General features: G+C 55.0%; 18 protein-coding genes. 7 read left to right on the plus strand and 11 right to left on the minus strand.

Annotation, left to right across the window (positions count from 1 at the left end; all coding sequences use genetic code 11):
- Positions 1-76: 76 nt before the first annotated feature.
- Both H6G07_RS11525 and H6G07_RS11530 read left to right on the plus strand, forming a co-directional pair.
- A complete protein-coding gene (locus H6G07_RS11525) occupies positions 77-817 on the plus strand; it encodes a metal ABC transporter ATP-binding protein (RefSeq protein ID WP_084173385.1) in 741 nt (246 codons plus the stop codon).
- Complete coding sequence (locus H6G07_RS11530) at positions 807-1,712, plus strand: metal ABC transporter permease (protein ID WP_073609899.1); 906 nt, start codon at positions 807-809, stop codon at positions 1,710-1,712. The genes H6G07_RS11525 and H6G07_RS11530 overlap by 11 nt, the downstream gene beginning before the upstream one ends.
- On the opposite strand, the gene H6G07_RS11535 is transcribed toward H6G07_RS11530, so the two are convergent.
- The gene (locus H6G07_RS11535; RefSeq protein ID WP_073609898.1) at positions 1,713-2,849 is read right to left on the minus strand and encodes a HetZ-related protein 2; all 1,137 of its coding nucleotides are present in this window, start codon (positions 2,847-2,849) and stop codon (positions 1,713-1,715) included. It lies immediately after the preceding gene.
- Between the two features lie 430 nt (positions 2,850-3,279).
- On the opposite strand from H6G07_RS11535, the gene H6G07_RS11540 reads away from it, so the two are divergent.
- Entirely contained in the window at positions 3,280-3,948 is a 669-nt protein-coding gene (locus tag H6G07_RS11540) for a sugar transferase (protein WP_073609897.1), read from the plus strand.
- Positions 3,949-3,959: 11 nt separating this feature from the next.
- On the opposite strand, the gene proB is transcribed toward H6G07_RS11540, so the two are convergent.
- The 6 genes from proB to H6G07_RS11570 form a co-directional block, all read right to left on the minus strand.
- Positions 3,960-5,108: a glutamate 5-kinase gene (gene proB, locus H6G07_RS11545; protein ID WP_073609896.1), complete on the minus strand. Its 1,149-nt coding sequence runs from the start codon at positions 5,106-5,108 to the stop codon at positions 3,960-3,962.
- A gap of 338 nt (positions 5,109-5,446) precedes the next feature.
- On the minus strand, positions 5,447-5,956 hold the full coding sequence (locus tag H6G07_RS11550) for a YqeG family HAD IIIA-type phosphatase (RefSeq protein ID WP_073609895.1): 510 nt from the start codon (positions 5,954-5,956) through the stop codon (positions 5,447-5,449).
- Between the two features lie 134 nt (positions 5,957-6,090).
- Positions 6,091-7,152, minus strand: a complete 1,062-nt coding sequence (mltG, locus tag H6G07_RS11555) for an endolytic transglycosylase MltG (protein ID WP_073609894.1) — start codon at positions 7,150-7,152, stop codon at positions 6,091-6,093.
- A gap of 35 nt (positions 7,153-7,187) precedes the next feature.
- Positions 7,188-7,751, minus strand: coding sequence for a DUF3727 domain-containing protein (locus tag H6G07_RS11560; RefSeq protein WP_073609893.1), 564 nt, complete (start codon positions 7,749-7,751; stop codon positions 7,188-7,190).
- 103 nt (positions 7,752-7,854) lie between these two features.
- Positions 7,855-8,280 carry a Holliday junction resolvase RuvX gene (gene ruvX, locus H6G07_RS11565; protein WP_073609892.1) on the minus strand — a complete coding sequence of 142 codons (426 nt, stop codon included), beginning with the start codon at positions 8,278-8,280 and terminating at the stop codon, positions 7,855-7,857.
- A 14-nt stretch (positions 8,281-8,294) separates the two neighbouring features.
- Positions 8,295-9,521 carry a GNAT family N-acetyltransferase gene (locus H6G07_RS11570; protein ID WP_199312037.1) on the minus strand — a complete coding sequence of 409 codons (1,227 nt, stop codon included), beginning with the start codon at positions 9,519-9,521 and terminating at the stop codon, positions 8,295-8,297.
- A 281-nt stretch (positions 9,522-9,802) separates the two neighbouring features.
- Between H6G07_RS11570 and cruF the strand changes: the two genes are divergently transcribed.
- Both cruF and cruG read left to right on the plus strand, forming a co-directional pair.
- Positions 9,803-10,723: a gamma-carotene 1'-hydroxylase CruF gene (gene cruF, locus H6G07_RS11575; protein WP_073609890.1), complete on the plus strand. Its 921-nt coding sequence runs from the start codon at positions 9,803-9,805 to the stop codon at positions 10,721-10,723.
- Positions 10,724-10,876: 153 nt separating this feature from the next.
- Positions 10,877-12,094, plus strand: a complete 1,218-nt coding sequence (gene cruG / locus H6G07_RS11580) for a 2'-O-glycosyltransferase CruG (protein WP_338420695.1) — start codon at positions 10,877-10,879, stop codon at positions 12,092-12,094.
- Here the strand turns inward: cruG and H6G07_RS11585 are convergent.
- Both H6G07_RS11585 and sds read right to left on the minus strand, forming a co-directional pair.
- Positions 12,091-12,561 carry a CYTH domain-containing protein gene (locus H6G07_RS11585; RefSeq protein ID WP_073609889.1) on the minus strand — a complete coding sequence of 157 codons (471 nt, stop codon included), beginning with the start codon at positions 12,559-12,561 and terminating at the stop codon, positions 12,091-12,093. The genes cruG and H6G07_RS11585 overlap by 4 nt on opposite strands.
- 92 nt (positions 12,562-12,653) lie before the next feature.
- Positions 12,654-13,625, minus strand: coding sequence for a solanesyl diphosphate synthase (gene sds / locus H6G07_RS11590; protein ID WP_073609888.1), 972 nt, complete (start codon positions 13,623-13,625; stop codon positions 12,654-12,656).
- 505 nt (positions 13,626-14,130) lie between these two features.
- On the opposite strand from sds, the gene H6G07_RS11595 reads away from it, so the two are divergent.
- Positions 14,131-14,331, plus strand: a complete 201-nt coding sequence (locus tag H6G07_RS11595) for a hypothetical protein (protein ID WP_139297126.1) — start codon at positions 14,131-14,133, stop codon at positions 14,329-14,331.
- Here H6G07_RS11595 and murI read toward each other — a convergent pair.
- Entirely contained in the window at positions 14,328-15,173 is an 846-nt protein-coding gene (gene murI, locus H6G07_RS11600; protein ID WP_073609887.1) for a glutamate racemase, read from the minus strand. The genes H6G07_RS11595 and murI overlap by 4 nt on opposite strands.
- Positions 15,174-16,048: 875 nt before the next feature.
- Here murI and H6G07_RS11605 point away from each other — a divergent pair.
- Entirely contained in the window at positions 16,049-17,032 is a 984-nt protein-coding gene (locus H6G07_RS11605) for an RNA polymerase sigma factor, RpoD/SigA family (RefSeq protein WP_073609886.1), read from the plus strand.
- A 169-nt stretch (positions 17,033-17,201) separates the two neighbouring features.
- Here the strand turns inward: H6G07_RS11605 and H6G07_RS11610 are convergent, their stop codons facing one another.
- Positions 17,202-17,477: a hypothetical protein gene (locus tag H6G07_RS11610; protein WP_073609885.1), complete on the minus strand. Its 276-nt coding sequence runs from the start codon at positions 17,475-17,477 to the stop codon at positions 17,202-17,204.
- Positions 17,478-17,971 lie beyond the last annotated feature (494 nt).

Raw genomic sequence — 17,971 nt, forward strand, 5'->3', positions numbered from 1 at the left:
TTTTACGATACAATACATTTCATAATCATTTCATTTTTCAATTTTACCTTCTCCTCCCCGCGCTAGAGAGACTTGTATGGCTCCTGCTCCTCACATCACTATCGACCACCTGAGCGTCAATTACCGTGACGTGCAGGCCCTGCGCAATATCAACCTCACCCTGCGCCCCGGCAAGCTAGTGGGGGTTTTTGGCCCCAACGGTGCGGGCAAAAGTACGCTGATTAAAGCCATGTTAGGCCTGATGCCCTTGGTCACCGGACGCGTCACCTACGGCGACGATGCCCTGGCTCACCAGCTAGCTCGGGTGGCCTACGTGCCCCAGCGATCGCAGATTGACTGGACTTTTCCTGCCACGGTTTGGGATGTGGTGATGATGGGCCGGGTGCAAAAAACCGGTTGGTTTAACCGGTTTTCGACCGCTAGCCGCCAAATCGCCAAAGAGGCCCTAGAACGGGTGGGCATGGCTGACTTTCGCGATCGCCCCATTGGTGCTCTCTCTGGCGGGCAGCAGCAGCGGGTGTTTTTAGCTCGCGCCCTGGCCCAGGAAGCCGACATTTTTTGCTTTGACGAGCCCTTTGTCGGGGTCGATCAAAAAACTGAGGATGTGATCTACACAATTTTCCGCGAGCTGGCCGCAGCGGGCAAAATCGTTCTGGTGGTCAACCACGACCTGGGCGAGTCGATTATGAACTTTGACCAGCTCATCCTCCTCAATAAAGAATTGATTGCCACTGGCCCCCGCGACTGGGTGCTCACCCGCGAAAACATGACCCGCGCCTATGGCGGCCACGTAGGCTTCTTTGGCCATGTCGCCTGATCTGGCACTGCTGAACGGGCTGACTGAGCCATTGCAGTACGCCTTTATGCAGCGATCCCTAGCGGTGGCGATCATGGTGGGGATCATTTGCTCGGTGGTGGGTAGCTACCTGATGGTGCAGCGCTTGGCACTGCTGGGCGATGCCATTAGCCACTCAGTGCTGCCGGGGCTGGCGATCGCATTCCTGCTGGGCGTCAACATTTTTATCGGTGCCTTCATTGCGGGAGTGCTCAGCACCGTGATCATTGGCTGGATTCACACGCGATCGCCCATTAAAGAAGATGCCGCCATGGGCATTGTCTTCTCGGCCTTTTTTGCCCTGGGCATCACGCTAATCACTGTTATCCAAAAAGACAACAAGATCGACCTCAACCATTTTCTCTTTGGCAACATTCTGGGCGTCACGGCTGGAGAAGTGCGCGATACGGCGATTATTGCTGCCTTAGTACTCCTGATCGTGGTTGCGCTCTACAAAGAGCTGCTGTTCTATAGCTTTGACCCCCTTGGCGCTAAGGCCGGTGGTCTACCCACGGGGCTGCTCCACGCCGGGCTGATGGTGTTGATTGCCCTCACCGTAGTGGCCAGCATGAAGGTGGTGGGAGTGATTCTGGTGCTGTCGCTGCTGATTGCGCCTGGGGCCACGGCCTACCTGCTGGTTCCTCGTCTGCACCAGGTTATGCTGCTGGGCGCGGGGGTAGGGGTGTTTGCGAGCGTCAGCGGCATGTACTTGAGCTATTACCTCAACCTGCCCTCCGGCCCGGCCATTGTAATGGTGGTATCGACCCTGTTTGCCCTGGCGTTTTTGTTTAGCCCCCGCTATGGAGTACTGATGAGTCGTGGACGATGGCCTTTTAGGGCCAGTCGCCAACCATCACAGTCACGGGAAAAGCTATAGCTACCCCTCTGACTGGGTACGCAACTCCTGGGCCCGTAGGTAAAGCTGCACCCACTGAGCTTGAATTTGCCTGCTCTTTAGCCCTAGACGGCGGGCTAAGTCGTCGGAGGAATGTTCTGCCTTGTAGGCTGTCAAGATCGCCTGTTCTTCCGGTGAGAGATCTTGCCAGAAGCCCTCCCACTGCGCCGGGGTGAGACCAAAGTTATGCTCTTGCAGTGAGGTTTTTAGCCAGCCCAGCACCATGGCTGGCTGTTCTCTCAGGGCAAAAATTCGAATTGCGTGGTAACTAATTTTTTCGCGCAGGCGATAGACCTGCTGCACGGGCATGCCCAGCACCTGGGCAATTTGATCTTGGGAAAGACCGTTGAGGTGCAGCTCTAGCCATCGAGCCGCCGTGTCGTCAAGGTTGCGGCTGAGGTAGTTAACAAAGGAGTTTTTGACCTGCTGGCGCATACTCTGCTGCTCCAGTTCGGTTTGCTCGTCCTGGTACTGGTTCCAGGCTTCTACGTCGAGCAGGCTGAGCGAGTCTTCGCTGTCGTTGGGGGCAATTTCGTCAGAGACCAGGCGAATTAGTTCTCCCGTGGGCACCTGGGTCATGCCGCCTTTTTGGCTGCGGCGCAGATAGTTGACGAAGCGATAGATGATTAAGGGCTGGTTGCGAATGGGGCGCAAGCAATATTCTTCGAGGCTGGCCAGCATCAGCAGATTGCGCAGTCGTGAGTTTTGGGTGCAGGTCGAGATCCACTTGAGCTGCTGGGCTAGGTGGCGATCGCTGCGCATCATCTCTTGAATCACTTCCTGGATCACATCGACCACGGTGCGGCGGCGATCGCGGCTGAGGGAAATCCAGGTCTTAATCTTGTTGCGAATCAACAACAGACTGCTGAGCCGCTTGATTAGCCGCTGATAGCCTTGCTCTGGGCTCACGTCCCAATAGCGCTGCTGCAAAATGCGGTAACGATACTCAATGGCTCGACGGGCGATCGCGAGATCAGCCTCAGCCAGAGTCGCCAACCGCTCTGGCGATTCTCCTAGCAGCCAGCTAACAACGCTTTGGCAAACCGACTGGGGCTGATTGGGAAAGTCCTCCCGCAAACGGGATAACCAAACCTCGGCTATATTGTCTGCCGCGACCATGCAATCAATCCTTTTCGGGTGTGCCCAAGCTGGCTGTAGGCTTTATCTTAATATCTGTTCTCTTCAGACTCACGATTTAGAACGTGTTTTTTAGCCTGCGCAGACTGCGCTCGCTATCACCGAGTCAAAAGCTTTACACAAAATTTATGTTTGGTGCCGCTCTGGCAAGATCTTGCGAAGGGTATTCTCTACCGTCAGATTTGCCTTGCCCAAATTGATAGTGTGCACGTGGGCCTATATGTACTTACACGGTAACTGTCCTGTGACAAAGGTCACATTAATTACCCCATAGTTCCATTACGATTGCGGTTAAGGCAGTATTCACGTCAAAAAAAGCACAATCTTAGCTAGCTTTTAAGTGTATCTGCGTACAGGCTGGTATAAATTATTTAAGCTTCTCAACACACGCATACCGTCAACAGGGTCTACCATGCTATCCCTCCATTCAGATAGCTCTGGAAGTGTTTCTCCAGAGACTTCTATATCTATTATTCACCCATCCGCCCGGTGCCTAATCAAGCGTTCCATCGACATTTTGGGTGCCCTGGTAGGACTGGCCATACTGGTTTTAGTAGCGCTGCCAGTGGCCCTAGCCATCAGGCTAGACAGCCCTGGCCCGATTTTTTATGCTCAAACCCGTTACGGCCTCAAGGGCAAACCTTTCACCATCTGGAAGTTTCGTTCCATGGTGGCCAATGCTGATGCCCTCAAGCAAACCGTATCAAACCAAGCCCAGGGGCTGATCTTCAAAAACGAAAACGACCCTCGCATTACCCGAATCGGACGTGTTTTGCGAAAAACGAGCCTGGACGAGTTTCCACAGTTTTGGAACGTGCTCAAAGGCGATATGAGCCTGGTGGGCACTCGCCCCCCCACTGCAGATGAGGTCTCTCGCTACAGCCCTCACCACTGGCGGCGACTCGACGTTAAGCCGGGCATCACCGGACAGTGGCAAGTCAGCGGCCGCTCAGCCATCAAAGACTTTGAAGAAATTGTGCACCTAGATTTGCAGTACCAGGCGATCTGGTCGCCCTGGTACGATCTTCAAGTCATTTTCAAGACCGTCACCGTGCTACTCGATCGCAGAGGTGCCTACTAAAATCACTAGCCCTACAGATCACTGCCGTCCTCGGCCTCAGCATCGGTGGCGATCACCAGGTTATCGCGATGGATCACCGTATCGGCTCCAGCGTAACCCAGGATAGCTGGAATATCTTCTGACCGCCGACCCAGAATTTGGCTCAGGTCTGGGGCGCTATAGTTAATGATGCCTCTAGCAATATCTTCGCCGCTGGCAGCACAGACCAAGACGGCATCCTGGGCTTCAAAGTCTCCCTCTAAACGGGTGATGCCGGCAGCTAAGAGCGACTTTCCCCCCTGCAAAATCGCCTGGGTTGCCCCCTGATCTAAGTAAAGGCGGCCTGCGGGCGCAAGACCAGCGGCAATCCAGCGCTTGCGAGCACGGCTGGGGCGGGGTGACGGAGCAAATTGTGTGCCTATCGGCTCTCCCGCGATCGCCTTAATCACATTCTGGGGCTGACGACCATCGGTAATGACGGTGCGCACCCCTGCCGTAGTCGCGATTTGGGCAGCTTCTAGCTTAGTTAGCATACCGCCTGTGCCCCAGGCCGATCCCTGGCCTCCCGCTACTGCTTTGAGCGCCTGAATGTCTGCCAACCGATCGATCGCAATAATCGGTTGCGCCTCAGGGTTAGAGCGGGGATCCGCAGAATATAGGCGATCGACATCGGTGAGTAGAAACAGCCATTGAGCACCAATTAAGCTGGCGACCAAAGCCGAGAGAGTGTCATTGTCGCCAAACTTGAGTTCTTCCACGGCAACGGTGTCGTTCTCGTTGACGATGGGAATTATGCCCATCGCCAACAGTTGACGAAAGGTGCGGTAGCTGTTGACATAGCGCGATCGCTGGGCCAGATCGCTGCGGGTCAGCAATACCTGAGCAATAGGCTGATTTAGAGCCGAAAACAGGTCATCGTAGATGCGCATCAGACGTCCTTGCCCCACTGCGGCTACGGCCTGCTTCATCGCCAGAGTTTTGGGGCGCTCAGCGAGGTTGAGGCGACGGCAGCCAATGCCCACGGCCCCTGAGGATACTAAAACAACCTGGTGCCCCTGCTGACGCAAAGTGCAGAGGGTTTCGACCAGGCCAGCCAGGGTAGAGAGGGCAAACTGACCCGGGCTCGTGCCAGTCAGGCTGGAGGTACCGATTTTGACCACTAGGGTTTGAACTGAGCTCACGGGCGGGCAGTGTCAGTAGAGATAGCCCTGGCAGTATAACAATCGACCTAGACGTAGAGCATAGTAGTGTTGGCCAAAGAGTGGCCTGGATGGACATTGGAGCCCGCCAAAAACTTTGGGTGCCAACCCGAAAGCCGACACCCAAAAATGGCTTATTAAATTTAAGAGCCTATATAAAACCGGCCCCTGTTTATGTAGTACTACTATGGCAGCCGCCCTAAAGTTTCAACTTAACTCTAATGTTTTCTTTATATTTAGCCCTGCAAAGTTTCTCGCCTAAAAGATTGCGCTGCGTAAACGTTTTCCACCGATGTAAACCAGTGTTTGAGCCACTAGTCTTAAAACGTAACTCCAAAATACTGGGAGATCATCACCTCAAGCGTCCGTAGGGGTGAGGTGCGTGCCACCTGGTTAAGCCCTGGCATAGGGTTGACCAAAATGGTAAACAAACCCACTCGGTTACCCGCTAAAACATCGGTGAACAGGCGATCGCCAACCATTGCCACCTGATCCACGGGAAGATCCATAGCCGCCAAGGCCAGCTTTAGCTTGCGTCCTGAGGGCTTGCCGGCACTAGTTAGGTAAGGCACATCAAACAGCGCGGCAATACGACTGATGCGGTGGGCGTTGACGTTATTGCTCACAAGCCACACCGTTGCAATGGCCTTCATCTGATGCATCCAGTGGGCTAGGTCAGGGTTAGTTTCCGCCTGACGCAGAGGCACTAGAGTATCGTCCACATCCAGAATTAGCCCCTTCAGGTTGTGCTGAGCTAGCAGCTCAGGGGAAATTGCTAAGACGTTGCCATCCAGCACTAAATCGGGTTGCAGTAGGCGAGAAAACGACATAAAAAAACCATAGTCCCAAACGTAGCATAGTCTAGATCGACAGCCTAAAGCTGCCTAAAAAGACAGCCGCAACTTCGTGCCAGCGGTTGAAGCACGGCGATCGCCCAGAGGACTCTGACACAAACGAACTGGGGCTAGTTGTCGATGGTGGCGCGAATTGCGTCGCGGGCAGCTTCGTGCTCGGCTAACGTGCGGCTAAACACATGGGTACCGTCGTAGCGAGCCACAAAAAATAGATAAGCGGTAGACTCGGGGGCTAGGGTCGCTTCTAAGCTGGCTTTGCCTGCACTGGCGATCGGTGTCGGTGGTAATCCTGGGTTGATGTAGGTGTTGTAGGGGGACGGGGTGCCCACTTGAGTCCAGGTGAGGGGCTGCTCGGGTGTCTGCACAATGCCCAACCCATACTCGACCGTGGGATCGGCCCCTAGAGGCATGTTCTGCTTGAGCCGGTTGGTAAAGACTCCAGCAATGGTGCCGCGCTCATCGGCAATCACGGCTTCTTTCTCAACGATGCTGGCTAGGGTTGCCCACTCCAAAAGCGTGAGGTCGGTCGTTGCCTGTTGGTAGACTGGTAGCGCTGCCGTCTCAAAACGACTCAGCATCGCCTTGACCACCGCCTCTGGGGTAACCCCTTCAGCCGGAAGCTGATAGGTATCAGGGAATAAAAAGCCCTCGACGTGGGGAAGGCCATCGGGCAACCAAGGGTACGCATCTTTCGACACTTGCTCAGTAGCCGCTAAAAAGGCATCAGCAGAAAAGAACCCCTCTTCCTGAAAGTAGGTTGCCATTTGGCGGCGGTTCCAGCCCTCAGGAACCGTAAACGAGGTTTGCACTACTTGACCATTGCGAATCACCTCAGCGATCGCAGTCATCGAGTCAGTTGGGTTTAGAGCGTAGGTGCCCGCCTGAAACCCGCCCGCGGCGTTTTGCCAGGTTTGCCAGCGTGACCACAGCTTCCAGGCCAAGGCTGAGCGAATCAGACCAGCCGCTTCTAGATCTTGGCCGATCTGCTGACCTGGAGTGCCCGGCGGAATTTGAATTTGCACCGTTTGAGGCGCAGTTTCGGCAGCGGTTTCGCTGACCGGTTGATTAGCCCAGCTCCACCAGGCCCAGCCCTGCCAAGCTGCCACCCCCGCAGCCACAGGCACCAACAGCCCTAAAAAACTCCACCGAACCCAGCGTGAACCTTTAGCCATGATTGCACTATCGATAATCGCCGTTACGGACGTCTCTAATCTAATAGATCAAACAGTTTTTCCTCTAGACCACCGCGAATGGTTTGAAATTCTTCTGGGGTCACTACTTCTAGCGAGCCATCGCTGGTGCGGTGAGCAAAAATCAGCAGTGGGTCGAGGGGCGTACACAGCGTATATTCTTCATCGTCGTAGAAGCAGGTTGCCAAAATCTGAAATTCTTCAGTGACGGGGTTACCGGCGTCATCAAGGTCGTCTAGCTCCAGGGTCAGGCAGTTGTCTTCCTCAGCCTCAGGAACCTCTCCCGAGGCCGTCAGGGTAATGGCCGTACGCTGAAGGGTCAAATTTTGTTCGGCCAGCACGGCCTTGGCGGTAAGAAAGACTTGATCGATTTCCTCTTCTTCCACATCCATTAAGACGTCGTCGTCGTTATCGTCTTGCTGCCAAACAAAAATTTCGATGGGGGCATCGATGGGCAGCAGCAGCAGGTATTCGCGATCGTTGAGCTGAAAGCTCTGCTCTACCTGACAGGGCAAAAACCGCCCGGCATCGTCGGTGAGAACTACGGCTGACTCGTCAATGGGTTGGGTGTTATCCGCCATGGAGGCTACTCTTCTCTCGGTAACCGGGCGCAGTGGGTCAACACCGCAGCCCAGTATGAACACTGAACAGTGTTATCAGAATATCCCATTCGGTCACGTCTGATTATGATGAGCGCCGTTCATCTAGCCAGCGCTGCAAGATGATGGCAGCCGCTTTACGGTCAATTAGGGCTTTTTCCTGAGCTACAGAATGACCGGCGGCACGCATTAGATGTTCAGCCTCTACAGAACTCAGACGCTCGTCGACATAGACCACGGGCAGCGCCAGGGCCTGACTGAGGCCCTCGGCCACCTTCCGCACTTGACGAGCCTGAAAACCCTCTTCCCCATCCATAGTGAGGGGCAAACCCACCACCAACACCTGGGCCTGTCGAGCGGTGACAAAGTGCTGCAAATCGGCCACTAGGTCTTGAAACGATCGCCGCTGTAGCGTCGTCAGACCCGTGGCAATCAGACCCGTGCCATCGCAGCCCGCGACCCCAATGCGCCGCCGACCAATATCTAATCCCAGGGCTGAAACCAGCACCATAGCCTTGCAGAACCTCAGCGATCGCCTTCAGCAGGCCCATCGGCATCAGCATCAGGCTTTTGCCCTAGCACCGCCTGCCAACGTTCTGCCGACCAGGTCATGCGCCCCGGCACCGGCTTGCCCACAGGCTGTAGCCCCGTTAACACGTCCGATAGCTGTAGCCCCTCTAGGGAAAGATGGCGAGCTTCACGCACTTTGTGCCACACCGATCGCGACATCAACAGCGCGTGGGACTCAGGCGTTGCTTGAATTTGGGTAAAGCACTCCTCCCGCTCGGGTTGGTAGTCGAGGGAGGTCAGCCGTAGGGACTGAGCTGGGAAGGGCTGCAAAATTTTGGCCATCTGTGTCATCAGCTCGGGGTAGAGCCAGGTGTAGGCCGGGTGCACCGTTAAACCCGCCTCGTGGGGCTGCTGCCCATCGCGGGAAATAGCCAGCTTAAATTGGCCGATCGCCGCTTTGCGCTGCTGCTCAAATACGTAGGCGCTGACGGTTTCTACCTGGTTGACCAGGCGATCGGCGGTGGCAGAAACACTGCCCAACAGCCCGGTCTTAAAGTCTTGGATTTGGTGATCAAACACCTGACGCACCAGCGGCGGCATCGAAGCTGTGTCTAGCTGGTACAAAAGCTGCGAGTCGGCGTTGCTAATCGGCAGCAGATTCGGTAAGTCGGCCTCACGCTGAGCCAGGGCTTCGATCTGCTCAGCCGCCATTTTCCAATAGGTCATCTGGGCGAGCGGCTGAAACCCGTTGAAGCGATAGAGCGCCAGGGCTGAGGTGTGGTTGACATCCACTTCGAGCATCCAGGTTCTAGCTTCCCAAAGCACCTCAAAGCAGTGGCGCAGTAGCCTTGAACCAACATCCATATAACCCGAGGCCGCCACATACCCAGAGGTTGCCGTATCGGCTAAAGCGCGACGGTTGATGACCACCTGCTCCACTCGCCACGTGCTGCGAGTTTGATTGAACGGCGACACCTGAATAAACCCCACCAGACATTTTTGGCGCTCGGCTACGAAGGTGGTCTGATTTTGCTGCTGCACAGAGCGAGGCAGCCAGCTTAATACTTTAAGGGGGCCATACCAGCGGCGCTGGTAATCGAGCCATGTCACGATGGCTTCAGCAGCGTCAAGATCACCGCCAGCTTCCAGATCCTCTGGCTGCCACTGCTTTAGGTCGTCCAAATCGCGATATTGCAGCGGCCTTACTGTTAGGGTAGGGCCAGGGGTCGTCATAGGTGCCATAGGATCTCAAAGATCTGACCTGTATGCCGTCATCCTAGCCGATTTTCCTGATTTCCACACCGCCCCTGGGCAAGGCGAGAGCCGCGTTGGCAAACTGTTAAGCAGGTATAGCTTCTGTTGTAGACAAACGAATTCAGCGTGGGCGAGGCTGAAAAATTCACCATTTACAAAACTTATGATTTAAGCGACGATTGCAACTATGGCTGTTGCTCAGCCCTCATTTATGAAGAACGGTTAGAGGTCGAGCTACACAGCCCGACCAGCGGTATCTAGGAATTACCATGAGAAATCTTTTAGCCATCGAGCGGTTTTGCCTATACGGTCACATTGTTGCCATGGCCTTTGGCTTGGCCGGGCTGCTGTGGGTGGTGCCTCACCCTGGCATCCTAGAATACTTGCCGGCAGGGCCCACCCTCTTCCGGTGGAGCATGGCTGGCGGCGGCGTTAGCTACATTTTGCTGGGAACGGTGGCAGTGGCCCTGTACGCCTATCGCACTCTAGGACTGGGGAGCTTGATTACGTTTGCGATCGCAGCCGTCGGCGTTTCGCTCACAAGTGAGCTGCTAGGCACTAGCACTGGTTTTCCCTTCGGCCACTACAGCTATCTCAACGGGCTAGGCTACAAAGTAGCTGGTCTCGTGCCTTTTACCATTCCGCTGTCGTGGTTTTATTTGGGACTGGCGTCGTTTTTGCTAGCTCGCAGCGGTTTGGCCGCTGGGGGCGGTGCTGGCCGCTACAACTGGGCGCGATCGCTGGCTGCCATATTTCTAGGATCTGTTCTTCTCACCTCCTGGGATTTTGTGCTCGATCCAGCCATGAGCCAGACCGCTTTACCCTTCTGGTACTGGCACGAACCCGGCGCATTCTTTGGTATGCCCTACCAAAACTTTGCAGGTTGGCTCGGTACTGGAGTCGTCTTTATCGGCTTAGCCCTGGGTCTCTGGAAAACCTTCAAATTCTCGCCTGAGCTAGACCAGGGGCAGCTCACCCTACCCCTAGTTGTGTATCTGTCCAACTTTGGCTTCGCCCTGGTGATGAGCTTGGCCGCTGGCTTCTACGTCCCCATTGCTTTGGGAATTTTGACCGGAGCCCTGCCTGCGGTGCTCTGTTGGCGAGCCACTGCCCAAGAAGATTTGTCACAGGTCTTCGTTGAACCCACCCCGGTCATTGAAGCTCCGATAGCAGCGACTAAGAGTTCTTGAGTAGCGCATTCTAATCTCTGCCTAGTTTTTGGAGATTAGCCCCTTGGCCTCGGATAGTATCCACTATCCGAGGCCAAATATTCTGAAATTGAGCTGTGTAAATCTACAGTCAGCAGGCTCAATCGTTTTAACGTCCGTTTTTGAGGTACTCCCTTGCTCACTGATGCGGCCACCCTATTTCCCTGGCCAAGTTTTGTAGCGGTCGTGCTGCTGGCAATGCAGTTGCCGATGGTGGCGGTGCTGCTGTCGCGGTTGATGCAGGGTCCCTTTCGCAAGCCGCCCCTGGCCCCAGCAGCCCCCAACCTCGACCTGCTGGGTACGGTTTCGGTGGTGGTGCCGACGCTCAACGAAGCGGATCGCATCCGCCCCTGCCTGGAGGGTCTGACTCGTCAGGGCTACGAAGTGCGGGAAATTTTAGTCGTCGATAGCCGGTCTACCGACGGCACCCAGTCGGTAGTCAGTGCTTACCAGGCTCACGACCCACGGTTGCGCCTGCTAGAGGATGACCCCTTGCCCCAGGGCTGGGTGGGGCGTCCCTGGGCACTAGACTACGGCTTTCGCCAGACCTCAACCGCTAGCACATGGGTGTTGGGCATCGATGCCGATACCCAGCCTCAGCCTGGCCTAGTGGCGGCTTTAGCTAAAGCCATGAATAGCGAGGGCTATGACCTGGTGTCCCTTGCGCCTCGGTTCATTCTCAAGCACCCCGGCGAATTTTGGCTACAGCCCGCTTTGCTGATGACGCTGGTGTACCGGTTTGGCCCGGCGGGCAGCCCCAGTGGCTCGTCGCAGCGGGTGATGGCCAACGGCCAGTGCTTTATGGTGCGGCGATCGCTGCTCGAAAAACTCGACGGCTACCAGGCCGCCGCCACCTCTTTTTGTGACGATGTCACTCTGGCTCGCCACGCCGCCACCCAGGGGGCCAAGGTGGGCTTCTGGGATGGCACTCGCCTGCTGAAAGTGCGCATGTACGAGGGCATGGCCGAAACCTGGCGCGAGTGGGGCCGCTCCCTCGACCTCAAAGATGCCGCTCCAGCCGCGCAGATCTGGTGGGATTGGGCATTTCTTGCCCTGGTGCAGGGGTTGCCCTGGGTGCTCGTACCGGGGCTAGGGGCGCTTCAGCACTTTGCGCCCACCTGGTGGTCGCTGGCGCTCAAGATCTTGCTTGGCGTGAATACGGGCTTGCTATTGATGCGATTGGGTATGCAGGCGGCGGTGGCAACAGCCTACGACCTCAAAGGGGCACCAGGAGCCTGGGCTTTCTGGCTGTCGCCCCTGGCCGACTTGACAGCAGTAGCGCGCATCGGTCTCTCTTCTCTGCGGCGGCCTACCCAATGGCGGGGGCGGCAGTATCCACCTAGCGAATCCTAAACATTCCAGCTCCTAAAGGGATAGCGGGCTAGGTTGGAGTTGTGATAACGAGGGTCATAACTCACCTCTGCCCCGACCCAGGCGGGCAGGCTGATGACTTGGTCGGCACTGGTAAGCTCGACCTCTGCCACAATTAATCCCTGGTTTTCGCCTAAAAACTCGTCTATTTCCCACACCACCTCCCCTAGCGGAAGGCGATAGCGCGTTTTTTCGATTAAGGGAGGCTGACAGAGGGTTGCCAATATGGTCTGAGCATCGGCAACGGGAATGGGATACTCAAATTCAGGGCGCACTAGGCCCACCGCTGGGCCTTTGAGGGTGAGGTAGGCGCGATCGCCCACTCGCCGCACCCGCACAGTCCGCGCGTCCTGGGTGGGAATGTAGCCCTGGCAGATCAATTCGCCCTGGGCAGCCTGACGCCAGTCGTCGCCCACCACCAAAAATTTGCGCTCAATTTCCTGTCCCATTGGCTTACGCTATGGAGCTACCTTCGCAGCCTAGCCTAACCTGCTCTGGCCGCAGAAATTTGGTTACAGCCGTGCATAGGTGCTCCACACCCCTAAGAAATTCGCCGCAGCACGTAGCTAGTCAGGTCTTGGAGAGCCTGGCGAGCAGCGGAAGGGGGCAGATGCTCCAGACAAGCTGCCGCTAGGCGGGCATGGGTGGCGGCGAGTTCGCGCGATCGCACAATACCGCTGCTCTGATGCACTAAGTTAATCGCCTGGTCAAAGTCATCGGTCTCAGAAAACTCCCGCTCAATCAGAGTCGTGAGAAAGGGATGCTCAGCCATGGCGTAGAGCACAGGAGCTGTCAAATTGCCGCTCCTGAGGTCAGAGCAGGCAGGCTTACCCAACACCTCATCAGAACTGGTGAAGTCGAGAATGTCGTCAACGATCTGAAAAGCCAGACCCAAATGCCGACCGTAGTCGTAGAGCTGCTCGATCACGGTTTCCGACATGTTGCTCAGCACCCCTGCCGCCTTGGCGCTGTTGGCCATCAGCGATGCAGTTTTGAAATAGCTCTTGTCTAGATAGGCATCAATCGAGAAGCTGGTATCAAAGCGGTTCAAACCCTGCTGGATCTCGCCCTCGGCCAGATCCATAATTACCTGGGAGAGCAGCTTGACCACCCGCAGGTTGTCGAGATTAGCCAGATACCATGACGCCTGGGCAAACAAAAAATCACCGGCCAGCACCGCAATGCGGTTGCCAAAGCTGCTGTGCACGGTGGGCACTCCACGCCGCACGCTGGCTTCATCGACCACATCGTCATGCACTAGGCTAGCCGTGTGGATCATTTCGGTGATCTCGGCCAGGCGGCGGTGCTTGGGAGTGATCTCTTGCCCTGGCAGGGTGGCCTTAGACAGCAGCAGCACGATGGCTGGACGCACCCGCTTGCCCCCAGCGCCAAACAGGTGTTCGGCCGCCGCCGACAAAATGGGATGCCGTGACCCAACTAACCCCTTGAGATTTTGGGTCATCAGGTCAAGGTCGGACTCAACCGGCGCGAAAAGAGAAGTTACTGAAGTCATAGACCCCGGCAAGAGCGCTAAAGTTACGAATTTTTACATATTCTATCGTCATTCTAAGACAACCCCAGGAGGAGTATTGGTAAAAGCTCAGCCTTTTTTGTTGTCTACCAGACTATGACCGCAGCTTAGTGAGCTGTTGACACTAGTGCTAAACCCGCCGACAGACCTGGGTTACACCCTTAAAGCCGGTACCGCAGCGATGGCTAAATGGCCCAAACCAATTGGCAAAATCAGCCCAAAATTTAAGCGATTTTACACCTCATATTTCTCACCCGACCGCAAAATACCGTGATAGGATTAATTTAAGAATTTCTCAAGAAACAAGCAAAGCCCGCAAGCTTTTTGTCTGACTTTGTCTTGTTCACTTAATTGAGTCGATCGCGGTGCTAAGTGGGTTTCTCACTGGTTTCCTAGGCGCTCGGTCGTTTTTACTAGCTTCTACGGGCGTGCCAGCGCCCAAAATTGTTGGCGAGCAAAGTTCCTTCTGCGCAGAAGGATCTGGTTTTTGGTAGCACCTGCTGCTGCCTTTGGCCATATCTATGCTCGTCAGACATTGATGGTCTTCTTCTATCTGCTGCTGCCGACTATGACCTATTCTGCCTCTCTAATCGTTATTCCTCTGCTAGCGATCGCCTATCTACTCCTGATCTACGCCATGCTCGTGCTCGCCCAGCGCTTGAGCATCCGGCGTCGCTCCCAGGGTTAGCCCTTGGGGTTAGCCACCAGTTCTGGCAGACGAACCTGGCGCACGGTGGGCTGGTGGCCCAACCATTGCACCGCCAAGCGCTTAAACTCAGGAGCCGAGCCACTCACGTAAAACTCTGTCGACCAAGCAGGGGTACTGCTGCGCAACCCTAGGGCATCAAGCTCTTTGGCAGCCGCTGCCACCATAGAAATCGCTGGATCAACGTACTGCATGGTGGCAGGCAAAATTGGCTTCAACACTGGAGCCAGGTGAGGATAGTGAGTACAGCCGTACACCAGGGTATCAATGTTGGCGGCAATTAGCGGTTGCAGATAGGTAGCGGCAACCCGCTGAGCCTGGACATCTTTAATTTGATTTTGCTCGACAATGGGCACAAAGTTGGGACAGCCGACCTCCCACACCTGACAGGTCGGGTTGATCTCTTGAATGGCATGGGTATAAGCGCGGCTGGTGACCGTAGCCTGGGTAGCAATCACACCGATGCGACGCCCCTGCAAAGCTGCCGCTTGAGCCCCTGGCCGAATTAGCCCCAGCACCGGAAAGGGAAACTCACCCTGCACCGGATCAAGGGCCAAGGCTGAGCTAGTGTTACAGGCCATGATTACCATCTTCACCCCCTGCTCAGCCATCCAGGTCAAGATTTGGCGCACAAAGTAGAGAATTTCTTCGGGCGATCGCGAGCCGTAGGGCAGTCGCGCCGTATCGCCAAAATACAGGACTGACTCGTTGGGCAACTGGCGATAGATTTCTCTTAGCACGGTGAGGCCACCTACACCGCTGTCGAAGATGCCAATAGGAGCCGGGCGCGTAGCCAGCAGGCGATGGTCTAACCCGTTGTTCATGGGTGCTTATGCTTAGGGATGAAAAATAATCTCACTGAGTCTACCGGTTTTTGAGCAGTCGCTAACAGGTTGTGTGCCAGTGCCGGGAGATCAGGTTGAGGGAGTTGCCAGGTTGTAGTATGCTGCCAGACCTGCCATAGAGTTGCCATACCGCCGACACACCCTTGCTACACAGTTTCAGTAACCTGGGGCTTGAAAAGTTGCGATCTACTCCTACAGCTAGTTACTTCAGCAGGTTCGGTTTTCTCAGGAGGGAAACCCCCATGCCTCAAGGCCTCGATCGTTGAAAATGAAGATGTTCTTAAAAGCATCAACCTCAAGCCCAGTTCGGAACTGAAACATCTGATGCAGACCGCTCTGCCGCAGTTGGCTAACCTAACTCCTTCGGGAAACAAAGTGACCCCTACCCCCGTCAAACGCATAACTACACCTGTAGCACTTTACGCAACCAGAAAGTTGTTATATTCTGGAGGAGTAAACTCGTAATGGCTTCGAGTTTTGTTGAGAACTCTAGCCATCTGTGTCAGCCTTAGGCTTTGCAACGTTGATCAACCGCAGCTTCAGCAGATACAAGTCTGGACAGCCGTTAGATTGGTGACTCTGTATTGCAAGTGATTAACTTAGTCCTGATCTTTAAGGATCAAGGATGAAAATTGCAGAACCGCATCTTGTTAGAGCAGCAAGGATGCGTGTCGAGGCAGAACTCGAGTTTGATTGCTCTCAGTTCAGTATTGGAGCCGATATAAGGCCGAGAAGCTCGCTATCTCTCCGTGATTCGGCCTAGGCATTTTTGAAAGGTGATCGTTTTTTTATCAGTTTTTGGGTTTCAGCATTCAGCGTTTGCCGCATCGTCAGTGGAGGACAAAGGTTAATTCATGGCTAAAACAAAGACCCGTACGTTAAAAAGCAAGCCCCTCTACAGTGCTGACGCTGTACGAACCTACCTCCATGAGATTGGCCGAGTACCGCTGCTCACCCACGAAGAGGAGATTATCTTCGGTAAGCAGGTGCAGGCCTATATGGCGCTGCTCGAGCAAAAAGAAGGTCTGACTGAGACATTGGGCCATGAACCCAGTTCAAACGAGTGGGCCGAAGCCGCTGGTTTAGACGAAGCTCAGCTTAACCATACGGTGCGTCAAGGCGAGCGAGCCAAGCGCAAAATGATTGAGGCGAATCTGCGTCTGGTGGTGGCGATCGCCAAGAAATACCAGAAGCGCAACCTAGAATTTCTAGACCTCATTCAAGAGGGCACCCTGGGCCTGGAGCGCGGTGTTGAGAAGTTTGACCCCACTAAGGGCTACAAATTCTCAACCTATGCCTACTGGTGGATCCGCCAAGCTATTACCCGGGCGATCGCGCAGCAGGCGCGCACCATTCGCCTGCCCATTCACATCACCGAGAAACTCAACAAGATCAAGCGAGTGCAGCGCGAGCTGTCTCAGCAGCTAGGCCGCAGCCCCAACGCCAACGAAATTGGTGAGGCGCTAGAGCTAGAGCCCAAGCAAATTCGTGAGTTTTTGGTGCTGGCGCGGCAGCCCATTTCGTTGGATGTGCGCATTGGCGACAACCAGGATACGGAGCTGCAAGAGCTGCTGGAAGACGACGGCATTTCGCCTGAAACCTTCACTGCTCAGGAGTCGCTGAAGCAGGACATTCGCAATCTACTGTCTGAGCTCACCCCTCAACAGAAAGAGGTGATCACTCTGCGCTACGGTCTTGAGGATGGCAACGAGCTGTCGCTGGCCAAGGTTGGCAACCGTATGAACATCAGCCGCGAGCGGGTGCGTCAGCTAGAGCAACAGGCTCTCAAACACCTGCGCCGCCGCAAATCCACCATGCACGGTTACATTGCCAGCTAGGTGATTGCGCCGACTGCTTACCGCCCCTTGCTCAGGACAGGCTGTCCTAGCAAGGGGCGGTTTTTGCTCTATACAATTTGGCTGCTCACTGTAGAACCAAGCTACGCCATAGGTAGCGCTATTGGGGTACGAGCGCTTAATTTCGCCACCTCTAAAGGGATTAGGCGGACTAAAACTCGCCAGTGACGCGCTTCTCAAACTCTTGCCGCACGTCCTCAGCAATTTCGAGCGCTTTGGGATAAACGTCAGCATGAGATTCCTTGAGCCAGGCGAGCAGGCGACTGAACTGGGCGTTGCGCAATTCTAAATCGGCCTGAAAAATAGAAGCAGTAGCCATGTGCTGGGCATAGCTAGGGGGATGGCCCTGCTTAACAAACTGGGCTGTCAAGGCCACAAGGGCTTCTTTGCGAACATCGGGCTGGCTAGAGGCCATCGGAAAGTCCATGTGCAATCTCTCCTTGGGTACAAAAGCCCGCAGCCGTCAGTCAAGTCTGTGACTCGAGCAATAGGCTTAGGGTGCCCATCCTTCAGCCACTACCCTGATATGCAAGAAAATGTAACTCGGCAATCCAGCACTTAACGACAGCGGCTATGCCCTTTTGCTAGCGGCGTTTGAAAAGGATTGAGTTTTAAAACGCTACAGCTAACTATCAATTGTCTCCAGTTTGGCAGGATCTGCGTTAGACCCTAGGGGTGGTTATTTTTTTGGGAAGTCCTGATTTCTTGACGACTTTAGAAGTTACGTAACTTTACAAAGATGACGCGGTTCGTTGACAGAGTTGAAGCAAATCAGAAGTTTCTTAAGCCAGACTGGATCTGACCTTTAGCATGCAAAGAGACATGGCTGATGGTTTTTTAGCCCTGGTAGTTAATTCGCACGTTCCAGGTGCATATCCTCACGAGGCTGAGGTTTGCATCTTTCGCAACATCTCCCTAGGA

It is taken from the genome of Phormidium tenue FACHB-1052 (assembly GCF_014696675.1).
Taxonomy (GTDB): Bacteria; Cyanobacteriota; Cyanobacteriia; order Phormidesmidales; family Phormidesmidaceae; genus Nodosilinea; species Nodosilinea tenuis_A.

What these genes read in the sequence shown, in the direction of transcription:
- H6G07_RS11525 (WP_084173385.1), top strand. Translation starts at nt 77, where the DNA reads ATGGCTCCTGCTCCTCACATCACTATCGACCACCTGAGCGTCAATTAC.
- H6G07_RS11530 (WP_073609899.1), top strand. Translation starts at nt 807, where the DNA reads ATGTCGCCTGATCTGGCACTGCTGAACGGGCTGACTGAGCCATTGCAG.
- H6G07_RS11535 (WP_073609898.1), bottom strand. Translation starts at nt 2,849, where the DNA reads ATGGTCGCGGCAGACAATATAGCCGAGGTTTGGTTATCCCGTTTGCGG.
- H6G07_RS11540 (WP_073609897.1), top strand. Translation starts at nt 3,280, where the DNA reads ATGCTATCCCTCCATTCAGATAGCTCTGGAAGTGTTTCTCCAGAGACT.
- H6G07_RS11550 (WP_073609895.1), bottom strand. Translation starts at nt 5,956, where the DNA reads ATGTCGTTTTCTCGCCTACTGCAACCCGATTTAGTGCTGGATGGCAAC.
- mltG (WP_073609894.1), bottom strand. Translation starts at nt 7,152, where the DNA reads ATGGCTAAAGGTTCACGCTGGGTTCGGTGGAGTTTTTTAGGGCTGTTG.
- H6G07_RS11560 (WP_073609893.1), bottom strand. Translation starts at nt 7,751, where the DNA reads ATGGCGGATAACACCCAACCCATTGACGAGTCAGCCGTAGTTCTCACC.
- ruvX (WP_073609892.1), bottom strand. Translation starts at nt 8,280, where the DNA reads ATGGTGCTGGTTTCAGCCCTGGGATTAGATATTGGTCGGCGGCGCATT.
- H6G07_RS11570 (WP_199312037.1), bottom strand. Translation starts at nt 9,521, where the DNA reads ATGGCACCTATGACGACCCCTGGCCCTACCCTAACAGTAAGGCCGCTG.
- cruF (WP_073609890.1), top strand. Translation starts at nt 9,803, where the DNA reads ATGAGAAATCTTTTAGCCATCGAGCGGTTTTGCCTATACGGTCACATT.
- H6G07_RS11585 (WP_073609889.1), bottom strand. Translation starts at nt 12,561, where the DNA reads ATGGGACAGGAAATTGAGCGCAAATTTTTGGTGGTGGGCGACGACTGG.
- sds (WP_073609888.1), bottom strand. Translation starts at nt 13,625, where the DNA reads ATGACTTCAGTAACTTCTCTTTTCGCGCCGGTTGAGTCCGACCTTGAC.
- murI (WP_073609887.1), bottom strand. Translation starts at nt 15,173, where the DNA reads ATGAACAACGGGTTAGACCATCGCCTGCTGGCTACGCGCCCGGCTCCT.
- H6G07_RS11605 (WP_073609886.1), top strand. Translation starts at nt 16,049, where the DNA reads ATGGCTAAAACAAAGACCCGTACGTTAAAAAGCAAGCCCCTCTACAGT.
- H6G07_RS11610 (WP_073609885.1), bottom strand. Translation starts at nt 17,477, where the DNA reads ATGGACTTTCCGATGGCCTCTAGCCAGCCCGATGTTCGCAAAGAAGCC.